The following is a 12,577-nucleotide window of genomic DNA, read 5'->3' as shown; positions in this document are numbered from 1 at the left end:
GCGACCAGCCCCGCCAGCGTGGCGGGGCCCGACTCCAGTGCGCTGAGCACCAGAGCGGCCTTGTCGAGAACGCCGACGCCGCTAGTGTTGTCCATGCGCTAAGACTGCGGTCTCATTCTGCGAGACGCAAGTTCAAACTTCCGGGAAAAGCGCCACTCTGGAGGGGAGCAGCCCGGGAGGCATCCAGGATGCGGCCCCGTTCGGGCGTCCGCATGGTGGACGGCGATCCGGCGTGCAGGTCTCGCGAACGCGCCCCGCACCGGGCGGCGCACACGCTTTGACCCCGACGACACGAGAAGGCCGGCAACGCGGCCGGCTGGAGGGAATCCGATGGGACGGACACTCGCAGAGAAGGTCTGGGACGACCACGTCGTGCGGCGTGCGGAGGGCGAACCCGACCTCCTCTTCATCGACCTGCACCTGCTCCACGAGGTCACCAGCCCGCAGGCCTTCGACGGGCTGCGGCTGGCCGGCCGCACGGTCCGCCGCACCGATCTGACGATCGCCACCGAGGACCACAACACCCCCACCCTGGACATCGACAAGCCGATCGCCGACCCGGTCTCCAGGGTGCAGTTGGAGACCCTGCGCAGGAACGCCGCCGAGTTCGGCGTCCGGATCCACTCGCTCGGCGACGTCGAGCAGGGCGTCGTGCACGTCGTCGGCCCGCAGCTCGGCCTGACCCAGCCCGGCATGACCGTGGTCTGCGGCGACTCCCACACCTCGACCCACGGCGCCTTCGGCGCGCTGGCGTTCGGCATCGGCACCAGCCAGGTCGAGCACGTGCTGGCCACCCAGACCCTGCCGCTGGCGCCGTTCCGGACCATGGCGGTCACCGTCGAGGGCGAACTGCCCGAGGGCGTCACCGCCAAGGACCTGATCCTGGCCGTCATCGCGAAGATCGGCACCGGCGGCGGCCAGGGCTACGTTCTGGAGTACCGCGGTTCGGCGATCCGGAGCCTGTCCATGGAGGCCCGGATGACCATCTGCAACATGTCGATCGAGGCCGGCGCCCGGGCCGGCATGATCGCCCCGGACGAGACCACCTTCGCCTACCTCCAGGGCCGCCCGCACGCCCCGCAGGGCGAGGACTGGGACGCCGCCGTCGCGTACTGGAAGACGCTGGGCACCGACGAGGACGCGGTCTTCGACCACGAGATCTTCATCGACGCGAGCGAACTGACCCCGTTCGTCACCTGGGGCACCAACCCGGGCCAGGGCGCCCCGCTGGGCTCGAACGTGCCGGACCCGGCCTCCTTCGCCGACCCCCAGGAGCGCCAGGCCGCCGAGAACGCCCTGGCGTACATGGGCCTGGAGGCCGGCACCCCGCTGCGCGAGGTGAAGGTCGACGCCGTCTTCGTCGGCTCCTGCACCAACGGCCGGATCGAGGACCTGCGGGCCGCCGCGGCCGTCGTGGAGGGCCGCCGGATCGCCGACGGCGTGCGGATGCTGGTGGTCCCCGGGTCCGTCCGGGTCGCTCTCCAGGCCGTCGAGGAGGGCCTGGACAGGGTCTTCACCGCGGCCGGTGCCGAGTGGCGCCACGCGGGCTGCTCGATGTGCCTGGGCATGAACCCCGACCAACTCGCCCCGGGGGAGCGTTGCGCCTCCACCTCGAACCGCAACTTCGAGGGCCGGCAGGGCAAGGGGGGCCGCACCCACCTGGTCTCCCCGCAGGTCGCCGCCGCGACCGCCGTGCTGGGCCGCCTCGCGGCCCCCTCCGACCTGACCGCCGACGTCGCTGCCGTGGAGGCCTGAGCCATGGAGAAGTTCACCACCCACACCGGCCGGGCCGTCCCGCTGCGCCGCAGCAACGTGGACACCGACCAGATCATCCCGGCCCACTGGCTCAAGAAGGTCACCCGGTCCGGTTTCGAGGACGGCCTGTTCGAAGCCTGGCGCAAGGACGAGTCGTTCATCCTCAACCGGCCCGAGCGGCAGGGTGCCACGGTCCTGGTGGCCGGCCCCGAGTTCGGCACCGGCTCCTCCCGGGAGCACGCCGTCTGGGCGCTCCAGAACTACGGCTTCCACGTGGTCGTCTCGTCCCGCTTCGCCGACATCTTCCGGGGCAACTCGCTGAAGAACGGCCTGCTGACGGTCGTCCTGCCGCAGGAGACCGTGGAACGGCTCTGGGTGCTCACCGAGAGTGACCCTTCGGTCGAGATCACCGTTGACCTGGAGGCGCGCGAAGTGCGTGCCGAAGGCGTCACGGCGACCTTCGAACTGGACGACAACGTCCGGTGGCGGCTGCTCAACGGCCTGGACGACATCAGCATCACCCTGCGGAACGAGGCCGACATCGCAGCCTTCGAAGCGACCCGCCCGGCCTTCAAGCCGCGTACTCTGCCGGTCGCCTGAGTTCCCTTCAGAACAAGCATTCTGACGATCCGCCGGATGGCCCGCGCCCCCCTCGGGGGGGCCGGGCCATCCGTCGTTCCGGAGCACGAGTTAGCGCCGGGGCCCGCCCCGGATTGCCCATTTGGCTTTGCGGAAGAGGGCCCCGCGCAAGTACAACTGCGGGTAGATGGCACAATCAGTACATGCACCGGCACCATGAACCTCCGTACGCGGGCGGCGAACCCGCGGCTGAGGACTCCATGGGCCGGCCATCCGAACGCCGAATTGACGATCGGCCGGACGTCACCTCCGCGCCAGCTGAGGGGCCGGACGACCAGGAAGTCGCAGCGCTCTACGCGCTTGTGGCCGAGCGGTTGAAGCAAGCTCACGCCCGCGTGCATGCGCTGAACGTGTCTGCCGATGCAAAGACCGCTCTCACCCGTCAACTCCTCATCGTCACCGAGACCGCCAAGCGCGATCTTCCGGAGGCGGCAAGGCGGTTGAGTCGCTTTGTACATGACCTCGACGAGGGGCCCCCGCCGCTCGACTGAGGTCGCCGACGCGCAAATCCATTGCGACACTAGGGTGATTCGCGCGTTTGGTAATTGAAAGTCCGCAGATACATACCTAACGTGCGAAAAGAACGGATGGAATCATCCGGCGCCCGTTTCCGAAGGGGAAGACGTGAACAAGGCTCAGCTTGTCGAAGCGGTGGCCGAGCAGCTGGGCGGTCGCAAGGCTGCCGCAGAGGCCGTCGACGCAGTGCTCGACACCATGGTCCGTGCCGTTGTGGCCGGTGACCGGGTTTCGGTCACCGGGTTCGGCACCTTCGAGAAGGTGGAGCGCTCCGCGCGCTTCGCCCGCAACCCGCAGACCGGCGAGCGGGTCAAGGTCAAGAAGACCTCGGTCCCGCGCTTCCGTCCGGGCCAGGGCTTCAAGGACCTGGTCAGCGGCAGCAAGAAGCTGCCGAAGGAAGGCCCCTCGGTGAAGAAGGCCCCCAAGGGCTCCCTCACCCCGGGCAAGAGCGGCGTGGCCGCCACCCCGGCCGCCAAGCGTGCCGCCACCAAGCGTGCCGCCGCTGCCGCCGCCGCCCCGGCCGCCAAGAAGGCCGCTGCCAAGAAGACCACGGCCGCCGCCAAGAAGGCCGCCACCACGGCCGCGAAGACCACCGCTGCCAAGAAGACCACGGCCACCGCCAAGAAGGCCGCCACCACGGCCGCGAAGACCACCGCCGCCAAGAAGACCACGGCGGCTGCGACCAAGGCCGCCGCGACCAAGAAGACGGCCGCGGCGAAGAAGGCGACCACCACGGCTGCCGCCAAGAAGACCACGGCCACCGCCAAGAAGGCGACCGCCACGGCCAAGAAGACGGCGCCGGCGAAGAAGACCACCACCCGCAAGACCACCGCGCGCAAGACCTCTGCCAAGTAAGTCCCGCGTGACCGTCCCCGGACGGCCTTCGGTCCAGAGCCGCGGCACCCCTTCCGTGAATTCACGGAAACCGGTCGCCGCGGCTCTTTCGATTTCCGGGCGCTTAGTCAGGAATCGACGGCGTGCGGCGGCACCGGAGGTGTCCCGGGCGGGGTGCGGCGGGGTACGGACCGGCCCGGCGGTGCCGGGTGGGGCCAGTCAGCCCTCGGCCGGGTCGGGGAAGGTCTGGAGCGTCACGAAGACCACCCGGCGGGCCTCGCCGGTGCCCTCGGTGCGGATCCGCACCCGCTGGCCGGGGCGCAGCAGCCGCAGGCCGCCGGCGTCGAAGGCGGCCGCGTCGAACGGCACCGGGGTCCCGTCGTCGAGCAGCACGGAGCCGGCCCGGGTGGCGGGGTCGAAGGTGAACGCGGTGGCCTGCATGCGAGCAGCATAGCGAGCGGGCCGGCCCGGACCCGGGGGCAGGTCGACGCCGGGCCGGGACGGGCCGGGAGGCGTGCAGGAGGCGCGTGGGCGGCGTCCGGGAAGGGTTCAGGCCAGGCTCAGCCGGGCGAACAGCGCGCTGGTGTGAGGGCCGAGGCCGAGCACCGCGGCCTGGCCGAGGTCCGTCCCGGTGTCCACGTCCCGGCGCACCGACTCCACGTCCGCGAGACGCAGTTCGAGCGCTCCGCCGGCCGCGTGCCGGGCCCGCGAGCCGTCCCCGAACGCGGGGGAGAGCGGGCGCCCGGGGGTGCAGGCGAGCAGCGTGGTGCCGAGGCCCGGGGAGTCCGGCAGGAAGGCCCGGCCGTCCGGCGGCACCGCGCCCAGTACCCGGGCCAGTTCGGCCGGGCGCAGCGCCGGGAGGTCCGCCGAGAGCGCCGCGAGCGGGGCCCGTGGGGCCAGTGCCAGGGCGGCCGCGGCGCCGTGCGCCAGTGCCCGGTTGAGGCCGCCGCCGGGCTCGTCGGCGACCACGAGTGCGCCGAGCGCGGCCAGCCGGGTGCCGGCCGTGGAGTCCCGGGTGACCGCCAGGACCCGGTCGACGCCCGGGGTGGCCAGGGCGGCGGTGACGGTGTCCAGCGCGAAGGACAGCGCCAGGTCAGCCCGGTGCGGCCCGGCGTACGGCGCCAGTCTGCTCTTGGCCAGGGCGAGCGGCTTGAGCGGAAGTACCAGCGACCAGCCGGCCGTGGGTGCGGGGGGCGCGACGGGCCCGCTGGGGCGTACGGTGTCCTGGGTCATCGGCGTCATTGTGGCGCCGGTCCCGGAGCCCTCGCCAGGCCGTCCGAGCTGTGCGGACGTGCGTTTGATCACGCCCGCCGGGCGGGTTGGCGCGGTTGCTCGACAGCCGGTGAGCGGGCGGGCGACACTGGTCGGCACCCGTGGCCCGGGCGCCGGTGGAATCGGTGCGCGGCACCGGGACACCATGACCGCGGCACTCGATGCCGCATCGGATGAGAAGGAGCTGGGGTGGCCCGCCGCTCGTACGCCAAGTTCGGCAACGCCGACTACGGCATCTGGTACCGCTTCGCGGCCGTGCTGGTGAAGCCGGTGACGACCGCCCTGGTGAAGCCGGACTGGCGGGGCTGGGAGCACATTCCGAAGAACGGCGGATTCATCGCCGCGGTGAACCACAATTCGATCATCGATCCGGTGATCTACGCGCACTGGCAGTACAACAGCGGACGTCCGCCGCGCATTCTCGGCAAGTCCTCGCTGTTCTCGGTCCCCTTCATCGGATTCATGCTGCGCAAGACCGGCCAGATTCCGGTGTTCCGCGAGTCCACCGACGCCGCGCAGGCGTTCCGGGCCGCGATCGACGCGGTCAACGGCGGCCAGTGCGTGCAGTTCTACCCGGAGGGCACGCTCACCCGGGACCCGGACCTCTGGCCGATGACCGGCAAGAGCGGGGTCGCCCGGGTCGCGCTGATGACCGGTGCGCCGGTCATCCCGGTCGCGCACTGGGGTGCCCACGAGATCATCCCGCCGTACGGCCGGCCCGGTTACGGGAAGGGCAAGTTCAACCTGTTCCCGCGGCACAAGGTCACCGTCGCGGCCGGGCCGCCGGTGGACCTGAGCAAGTACCGGGGGCAGGAGCTCACCGCCCAGGTGCTCGCCGACGCGACCGAGGACATCATGACGGCGATCACCGCCGTGCTGGCCGAGGTCCGGGGCGAGGAACCGCCGGCCGAGCGCTACGACATGCGCAAGGCCGCCCGGGAGCGCGCCGCGGCCGCGCTGGCCGAGCGCCGGCGCGCCAAGGGCGAGCCGGGCAAGGGCACCGGGGAGGCCGGCAAGTGACCCGCTGCGCCGTGATGGGGACAGGCTCCTGGGGCACCGCGTTCGCGATGGTGCTCGCCGACGCGGGCTGCGAGGTCGTGCTGTGGGCCCGTCGCCAGGAGCTGGTGGACGCCGTCAACTCCACCCACGAGAACCCGGACTACCTGCCGGGCGTCCGGCTGCCCGACACCGTGCGGGCCACCACCGACGCCGCCGAGGCGCTGGCCGGCGCCGACTTCGCGGTGCTCGTGGTGCCCTCGCAGACGCTGCGCGACAACCTGGCCGCCTGGACGCCGCTGATCGAGCCGCAGACCGTGCTGGTGAGCCTGATGAAGGGCATCGAACTCGGCACCGCCAAGCGGATGAGCGAGGTCATCGACGAGGTCACCGGGGTCGGCCCGGAGCGCGTCGCGGTGGTCAGCGGGCCCAACCTGGCCAAGGAGATCGCCAACCGGCAGCCCGCGGCCAGTGTGGTCGCCTGTTCCGACGAGGCGGTCGCCAAGCGGCTCCAGGCGGCCTGCCACACGCCGTACTTCCGCCCGTACACCAACACCGACGTGGTGGGCTGCGAACTCGGCGGTGCGGTCAAGAACGTGATCGGCCTGGCGGTCGGCATGGCGGCCGGCATGGGGCTCGGCGACAACACCAAGGCGACCCTGATCACCCGCGGGCTGGCCGAGACCACCCGGCTCGGCGAGGTGCTGGGCGCGGACCCGCACACCTTCGCGGGGCTCGCCGGGATGGGCGACCTGGTGGCCACCTGCTCCTCGCCGCTGTCGCGCAACAACACCTTCGGCATGAACCTGGGCCGGGGCATGTCGCTCGCGGAGACCATCGCGGCCACCCGGCAGACCGCCGAGGGCGTCAAGTCCTGCGAGTCGGTGCTGGACCTGGCCCGGCGCAACGGGGTCGACATGCCGATCGTCGAGGCCGTGGTGGACGTGGTGCACAACGGGCGGCCGACCCAGGAGGCGCTGCAGACGCTGATGTCGCGTTCGGCGAAGGCGGAGCGGCGCTGAGTTCGCGGCGCCGCCTGGCCCCCGGCGCCGCCTACCTTCCGGCAGGGACTCGCACGGTAGTCTCAAACCCGATATGAGCATCGAACAGACCTCCCCGAACCGGTCCGACCGGAAGCCGCGCGTCGCGCTGGTCTTCGGCGGGCGCAGCTCCGAGCACGCGATCTCGGTCTCCACCGCGGGCAGTGTGCTCAGGGCGATCGACCGCGACAAGTACGACGTGCTGCCGATCGGCATCACGCACGAGGGCCGCTGGGCGCTGACCAGCGACGAGCCGGCCCGGATGGCCATCACCGACGGGAAGCTGCCGGACGTGGCACATGTCGCCGAGGGCGTCGACGGTCAGGTCGCGCTGCCGGCCGCCCCGGGCAACCGCGAGGTGGTCCTGACCGAGCCGGGCAGCGCCCCCAAGGCCCTCGGCGAGGTCGACGTGGTGTTCCCGCTGCTGCACGGTCCGTGGGGCGAGGACGGCACGCTCCAGGGCCTGCTGGAGCTCTCCGGCGTCCCGTACGTCGGCAACGGCGTGCTGGCCAGCGCGGCCGGGATGGACAAGGAGTTCGCCAAGCGGATCCTGGCCTCGCACGGTCTGGACGTCGGCCGCTACACCATCGTGCGGCCGCGCGAGTGGGAGTCCGAGGCGGGCCGCGCGGCGGTGCGCGAGCGGGCCGCCGAGCTGGGCCTGCCGCTGTTCGTGAAGCCCTGCCGGGCCGGCTCCAGCATCGGCATCACCAAGGTGAAGGACCTGGCCGACCTCGACGCCGCGATCGAGGAGGCCCGCCGGCACGACCCCAAGCTGATCATCGAGGCGGGCGTCACCGGCCGCGAGATCGAGTGCGGCGTGCTGGAGTTCGAGGACGGCCCGCGGGCCAGCGTGGCCGGCGAGGTCCTGGTCGGCGAGGGCTACGACTTCTACGACTTCGAGGCCAAGTACATCGACTCCTCGGAGGTGCAGATCCCGGCGAAGCTCACCGCCGAGCAGCTCGCCGAGATCCAGCGCCAGGCGGTCGAGGCCTTCGAGGCGCTCGGCTGCGAGGGCCTGGCCCGGGTGGACTTCTTCCTGCTGGAGGACGGCACCTGGATGATCAACGAGATCAACACCATGCCCGGCTTCACCCCGATCTCGGCCTTCCCCAAGATGTGGGAGGCCAGCGGGGTCACGTACCCGGAGCTGATCGACCGGCTGCTCGGGACGGCGCTGCGGCGTTCGACCGGGCTGCGCTAGCGGGTCCTGCGGCGAAGGGCGGGCCGGGAAGTCCGGGCCCGCCCTCGGTACGTCCCGTCAGGCCCGGGCCGTCGCCCGGCTCAGCCCGGGACGTTGGCCTTGACCGCGCCGCTCAGGGCGGCCGCCGGGTCGAAGGGGTTCTGCGCGGCCCCGGCCGGGACGGTCACCTCGACGTAGGCGGCGCGCATGGTCGTCACGAAGCGGTAGCCGCCGTCGGCGAGCTTCTGCGACCACCAGGTGACGCCGTCGACGCTCGGGGACCAGTCCGCGGCGTGATCGCCGTCCAGCTCCTCCGGCCGGTCGATGCCGCAGCGCAGCACCGTCCGGGGCGAACCGCCCCAGGCGGCCACGTACGGCGAGGCGGGCGACGGGTCCCTGCGGGCCTGCCCGAGCAGTTCGGCGGGCAGCGCGGCGGCGAGCGAGCGGCAGTACTCGGCCGCCCTGCCGCTCGGCCGGGGGACCTCGACCTTCGGGTCGGCCGGGCCCCAGCTGCCGACCAGCACCACGACCGTGCAGGTCAGCGCGAGGGGCAGGGCCAGCCAGCGGACCGGGGCCGGCAGGGCGGTCAGCGCCTTGGGGACGCGCAGTTCTCTGGCCACCCGCCGATGGTATCCGGGGCTCGGGACCTGTCGTCGCACTCCGACTGCGGGGCGCCCGACGACAGGCCCCGGGCGTCCCGGACCTACAGGTGCACCACGGGACAGGTGAGGGTGCGGGTGATGCCCTCGACCTTCTGGATCTGGGCCACCACCATGCGGCCCAGCTCGTCCACCGTCTCGGCCTCGGCCTTGACGATCACGTCGTAGGGGCCGGTGACGTCCTCGGCGGTGAGCACGCCGGGCATCTCGGAGATGGTCCCGGCCACGGCGGTGGCCTTCCCAACCTCGGTCTGGATCAGGATGTATGCCTGTACCACGAGGACCTCCCGGCGGCCGGTTAAGGGGGGATCGCCGCCGTGATCACCCGGTCAGGCGTGTGGGTGGGTGGGCTCACCGGCAGGCTGATCACCACGCTACCGCGCAGCGGGCCGGGGAGGGGAGACCCCGAGGCCCCCGAAGGGCGTACGCTGCGCGCGGGGGAGCGCGACGGGGACCGAATCGGATGGAAACGCGAGAGGACGGCAGATGCAGGGGACCGTGGGCGAGCTCGGCGAGTTCGGCCTCATCAGGGAGCTGACCGCCCGGGTACCGCTCACCGATGCGGTCGACCTCGGCCCCGGTGACGACGCCGCGGTGGTGCGGGCTCCGGACGGCCGGGTGGTGGCGACCACGGACGTCCTGATCGAGAACCGGCACTTCCGCCGGGACTGGTCCACCGCCTACGACGTGGGCCGCAAGGCCGCCGCCCAGAACCTCGCCGACGTGGCCGCGATGGGGGCGGTGCCGACCGCCATACTGCTCGGCCTGGTCGCCCCCGCGGACCTGCCGACCACCTGGGCCACCGAGTTGATGGACGGACTGCGCGACGAGTGCCAGGTGGCCGGGGCGACGGTGGTCGGCGGCGACGTGGTGCGCGGCGACACCGTCACGCTCGCCATCACGGCGCTCGGGGACCTCCAGGGGCGTGCGGCGGTGACACGCGCCGGTGCGCAGGTCGGCGACGTGGTCGCGGTGACCGGCTGGCTCGGCTGGTCGGCCGCCGGCCTCACCGTGCTCCAGCGCGGCTTCCGCTCCCCGCGCGCCTTCGTCGAGGCGCACCGCCGGCCCGAACCGCCGTACCACGCGGGTCCGGCGGCGTCCGATCTGGGCGCGACCTCGATGGTCGACGTGAGCGACGGGCTGGTCGCCGACCTCGGCCACGTGGCCCGGGCCAGCGAGGTGGACATCGACCTCAGGGCCGCCGACTTCGACGTCCCGGCGCAGATGGCCGACATCGGCCAGGCGGTCGGGGTGGACCCGCTGGTCTGGGTGCTCTCCGGAGGCGAGGACCACGCGATCGTGGCCACCTTCCCGCGAGGGGTCCAACTCCCGGCCCGCTGGCGGGTGGTGGGCGAGGTGACCGGCCGCCCGACGGGCAGCCGCAGCGGCCGGGTGACGGTGGACGGCGCGCCCTGGGACCGGGTGGGCGGCTGGGACCACTTCGCCGAGTAGCGCGCGGCCCGCGCGGATCCCCGTACGGTGGGCGGCGCGTGACGTCCCGGCGTGCGGGGGGACGGGCTTCGCGGGTGCGTTTTGCGTACGCTGGCGACATCCCAGCCGGCCCGTCCGGCGCGGGTGGTCCGAACCACGGCGAGCGGGAGCACACCAGACATGCGGATCGGTGTACTGACCAGCGGCGGCGACTGCCCCGGCCTCAACGCGGTGATCCGCTCGGTGGTGCACCGGGGCACCGACGTCCACGGGGACGAGATCGTCGGCATCCTGGACGGCTTCCTCGGGCTGATCGAGGGCCGCACCCGGCCGGTCTCGCACGACGACGTCACCGGCCTGCTCACCCTCGGCGGCACCATCCTGGGCTCGGCCCGGGTACGGCGGGACCGGATCGCCTGGGCGGTGGAGAACGCCGGGGCACTGGCCCGGGAGATCGGCATCGACGCGCTGATCGCGATCGGCGGCGAGGGGACGCTGACCGCCGCCAAGCAGTTCAGCGACGCCGGACTGCCCGTGGTCGGGGTGCCGAAGACCATCGACAACGACATCGAGGGCACCGACGTGACCTTCGGCTTCGACACCGCCGTGCACGTCGCGACCGAGGCGATCGACCGGCTGAAGACCACCGCCGAGTCCCACCAGCGCGTCATGGTGGTCGAGTTGATGGGCCGGCACACCGGCTGGATCACCCTCACCGCGGGCATGGCGGGCGGTGCGCACGGCATCCTGATCCCGGAGAAGCCCTTCGACATCGAGGCGGTGGCCCGGATAATCGAGGACCGCTTCGCGCGCGGCAAGAAGTTCGCCATCATCGCCGTCGCCGAGGGCGCCTCCCCGGTGCCCGGCACCATGCGCTTCGACCACGGCGAGGTCGACCAGTACGGCCACCGGACCTTCGGCGGGATCGGCAACCGGCTCGCCCACGAGCTGGAGAACCTGCTCGGCAAGGAGGCCCGCCCGGTCATCCTCGGCCACGTCCAGCGCGGCGGCACCCCGACCGCCCGGGACCGGGTGCTCGCCACCCGGTTCGGCTGGCACGCGGTGGAGGCCGTCCACCAGGGGGCGTTCGGGCATTTCACGGCGTTGCGCCGGACCGGCATCGAGCTGCTGCCGCTCGGCGACGCGGTGACCCGGCTGAAGACGGTGCCGAAGGACCGCTGGACGGAGTCCGAGGCGGTGCTCTGAAACCGCGCGGGTAGGTTGGGGCCCATGGCCCTCCCATCTCCCACCCCAGCCCCCGGCCGACCCTCCCCCGGACTCTGTCCGGGGGCACCCCCACCGCGCGGCCCCTCCGAGGCACCTCCCCGTGTGCTCACCGTCGCCGGCTCCGACTCCGGCGGCGGCGCCGGCATCCAGGCCGACCTCAAGGCGATGCTCGCCCTCGGCGTCCACGGCATGAGCGTGATCACCGCCGTCACCGCACAGAACTCGCTCGGCGTTCAGGGCTACTGGGAACTGCCCGCCGAAGCCGTCCGGGCGCAGTTCCGCAGCGTGGTGGACGACATCGGGGTGCAGGCCGTGAAGACCGGCATGCTCGCCTCGGTCGAACTCGTCGAGACCGTCTCCGAGCTGCTCGCCGGGGTGGACGCCCCGGTGGTGGTCGACCCGGTCGGGGTCTCCAAGCACGGGGACGCGCTGCTGGTCGCCGAGGCCGTCGCCACCGTCCGCGAGAAGCTGCTGCCGGTCGCCACCCTGGCCACCCCCAACCTGCACGAGGTGACCCAGCTCACCGGGCTGACCGTCGAGGCCGAGTCGCAGATGCTGGACGCCGCCAAGGCACTGGTCGACCTCGGACCGCGCTGGGCGCTGGTCAAGGGCGGCCACCTGGCAGGCGAGGCCGCCGACCTGCTGTACGGCGGACCGGACGAGGTGCACTGGTTCCGGGCGCCGCGCTACGACAACCGGCACACCCACGGCACCGGCTGCACCCTGGCCAGCGCGATCGCGGCCGGCCTGGCCAAGGGCGAGCCGCTGCCGCAGGCGGTGGCCTCGGCCAAGGAGTACATCACCGGCGCGATCGCCGGGGGCTTCGCCCTGGGCGCCGGCATCGGCCCGGTCGACCACGCCTGGCGCTGGCGCTGAGCACCCCGGAAAAACGGTGGTGGGGGGGGGGGGGGGGGGGGGCCCCCCCCCCCCCCCCCGGCGCGGCAAAAGCCCCGCCCCCCGCCCGGCCACACCAAACCCCCCCCCCCCCCGCGGTAACCCGCCCCAGGCGCGCCCCCGCCGCGGCCGGG

14 protein-coding genes and 1 pseudogene are annotated in these 12,577 nt (G+C 72.7%); 10 read left to right on the top strand and 5 right to left on the bottom strand.

What is annotated here, in order from left to right; translation table 11 throughout:
• Positions 1–95 (bottom strand): annotated as a pseudogene (locus ACIRRH_RS36495) (IclR family transcriptional regulator); the annotation flags it as partial.
• Between the two features lie 235 nt (positions 96–330).
• Here ACIRRH_RS36495 and leuC point away from each other — a divergent pair.
• From leuC to ACIRRH_RS36475, 4 genes are all read left to right on the top strand, one after another.
• The gene (leuC, locus tag ACIRRH_RS36490; protein ID WP_403076198.1) at positions 331–1,755 is read left to right on the top strand and encodes a 3-isopropylmalate dehydratase large subunit; all 1,425 of its coding nucleotides are present in this window, start codon (positions 331–333) and stop codon (positions 1,753–1,755) included.
• A gap of 3 nt (positions 1,756–1,758) precedes the next feature.
• Positions 1,759–2,355 (top strand): 3-isopropylmalate dehydratase small subunit, encoded by a 597-nt coding sequence (gene leuD / locus ACIRRH_RS36485; protein ID WP_403076195.1) that lies wholly within the window; start codon positions 1,759–1,761, stop codon positions 2,353–2,355.
• Positions 2,356–2,537: 182 nt separating this feature from the next.
• Positions 2,538–2,885: a hypothetical protein gene (locus ACIRRH_RS36480; RefSeq protein WP_403076193.1), complete on the top strand. Its 348-nt coding sequence runs from the start codon at positions 2,538–2,540 to the stop codon at positions 2,883–2,885.
• Between the two features lie 133 nt (positions 2,886–3,018).
• A complete protein-coding gene (locus ACIRRH_RS36475) occupies positions 3,019–3,765 on the top strand; it encodes an HU family DNA-binding protein (protein ID WP_403076190.1) in 747 nt (248 codons plus the stop codon).
• 198 nt (positions 3,766–3,963) lie between these two features.
• On the opposite strand, the gene ACIRRH_RS36470 is transcribed toward ACIRRH_RS36475, so the two are convergent.
• Both ACIRRH_RS36470 and cofC read right to left on the bottom strand, forming a co-directional pair.
• Positions 3,964–4,185, bottom strand: coding sequence for a hypothetical protein (locus ACIRRH_RS36470; RefSeq protein WP_030257846.1), 222 nt, complete (start codon positions 4,183–4,185; stop codon positions 3,964–3,966).
• Positions 4,186–4,293: 108 nt separating this feature from the next.
• Positions 4,294–4,977 (bottom strand): 2-phospho-L-lactate guanylyltransferase, encoded by a 684-nt coding sequence (cofC, locus tag ACIRRH_RS36465; protein WP_403076187.1) that lies wholly within the window; start codon positions 4,975–4,977, stop codon positions 4,294–4,296.
• Positions 4,978–5,205: 228 nt separating this feature from the next.
• Between cofC and ACIRRH_RS36460 the strand changes: the two genes are divergently transcribed.
• From ACIRRH_RS36460 to ACIRRH_RS36450, 3 genes are all read left to right on the top strand, one after another.
• Entirely contained in the window at positions 5,206–6,036 is an 831-nt protein-coding gene (locus ACIRRH_RS36460) for a lysophospholipid acyltransferase family protein (protein WP_403076184.1), read from the top strand.
• Positions 6,033–7,034 (top strand): NAD(P)H-dependent glycerol-3-phosphate dehydrogenase, encoded by a 1,002-nt coding sequence (locus ACIRRH_RS36455; protein ID WP_308020180.1) that lies wholly within the window; start codon positions 6,033–6,035, stop codon positions 7,032–7,034. Before ACIRRH_RS36460 ends, ACIRRH_RS36455 begins: the two co-directional genes overlap by 4 nt.
• A 73-nt stretch (positions 7,035–7,107) precedes the next feature.
• Positions 7,108–8,253, top strand: coding sequence for a D-alanine--D-alanine ligase family protein (locus ACIRRH_RS36450; protein ID WP_403076181.1), 1,146 nt, complete (start codon positions 7,108–7,110; stop codon positions 8,251–8,253).
• An 80-nt stretch (positions 8,254–8,333) separates the two neighbouring features.
• Here the strand turns inward: ACIRRH_RS36450 and ACIRRH_RS36445 are convergent, their stop codons facing one another.
• Both ACIRRH_RS36445 and ACIRRH_RS36440 read right to left on the bottom strand, forming a co-directional pair.
• A complete protein-coding gene (locus ACIRRH_RS36445) occupies positions 8,334–8,852 on the bottom strand; it encodes a DUF3515 family protein (RefSeq protein ID WP_403076178.1) in 519 nt (172 codons plus the stop codon).
• 83 nt (positions 8,853–8,935) lie between these two features.
• Complete coding sequence (locus ACIRRH_RS36440; RefSeq protein ID WP_403076175.1) at positions 8,936–9,169, bottom strand: Lrp/AsnC family transcriptional regulator; 234 nt, start codon at positions 9,167–9,169, stop codon at positions 8,936–8,938.
• A gap of 208 nt (positions 9,170–9,377) precedes the next feature.
• Between ACIRRH_RS36440 and ACIRRH_RS36435 the strand changes: the two genes are divergently transcribed.
• The 3 genes from ACIRRH_RS36435 to thiD all read left to right on the top strand — a co-directional run bounded on the left by ACIRRH_RS36435 (position 9,378) and on the right by thiD (position 12,425).
• Positions 9,378–10,343, top strand: a complete 966-nt coding sequence (locus ACIRRH_RS36435; RefSeq protein ID WP_403076172.1) for a thiamine-phosphate kinase — start codon at positions 9,378–9,380, stop codon at positions 10,341–10,343.
• A gap of 159 nt (positions 10,344–10,502) precedes the next feature.
• A complete protein-coding gene (locus ACIRRH_RS36430) occupies positions 10,503–11,528 on the top strand; it encodes an ATP-dependent 6-phosphofructokinase (RefSeq protein ID WP_403076170.1) in 1,026 nt (341 codons plus the stop codon).
• Between the two features lie 24 nt (positions 11,529–11,552).
• Positions 11,553–12,425, top strand: a complete 873-nt coding sequence (thiD, locus tag ACIRRH_RS36425; RefSeq protein WP_403076167.1) for a bifunctional hydroxymethylpyrimidine kinase/phosphomethylpyrimidine kinase — start codon at positions 11,553–11,555, stop codon at positions 12,423–12,425.
• Positions 12,426–12,577 lie beyond the last annotated feature (152 nt).

This window comes from Kitasatospora sp. NPDC101235, from assembly GCF_044767505.1.
Lineage (GTDB): Bacteria > Actinomycetota > Actinomycetes > Streptomycetales > Streptomycetaceae > Kitasatospora.
This window is presented reverse-complemented; position numbering and strand designations above follow the sequence as displayed.

Coding starts and splice junctions, on each gene's coding strand:
- leuC (WP_403076198.1), top strand. CDS start 331: ATGGGACGGACACTCGCAGAGAAGGTCTGGGACGACCACGTCGTGCGG.
- leuD (WP_403076195.1), top strand. CDS start 1,759: ATGGAGAAGTTCACCACCCACACCGGCCGGGCCGTCCCGCTGCGCCGC.
- ACIRRH_RS36480 (WP_403076193.1), top strand. CDS start 2,538: ATGCACCGGCACCATGAACCTCCGTACGCGGGCGGCGAACCCGCGGCT.
- ACIRRH_RS36470 (WP_030257846.1), bottom strand. CDS start 4,185: ATGCAGGCCACCGCGTTCACCTTCGACCCCGCCACCCGGGCCGGCTCC.
- cofC (WP_403076187.1), bottom strand. CDS start 4,977: ATGACCCAGGACACCGTACGCCCCAGCGGGCCCGTCGCGCCCCCCGCA.
- ACIRRH_RS36450 (WP_403076181.1), top strand. CDS start 7,108: ATGAGCATCGAACAGACCTCCCCGAACCGGTCCGACCGGAAGCCGCGC.
- ACIRRH_RS36435 (WP_403076172.1), top strand. CDS start 9,378: ATGCAGGGGACCGTGGGCGAGCTCGGCGAGTTCGGCCTCATCAGGGAG.
- ACIRRH_RS36430 (WP_403076170.1), top strand. CDS start 10,503: ATGCGGATCGGTGTACTGACCAGCGGCGGCGACTGCCCCGGCCTCAAC.
- thiD (WP_403076167.1), top strand. CDS start 11,553: ATGGCCCTCCCATCTCCCACCCCAGCCCCCGGCCGACCCTCCCCCGGA.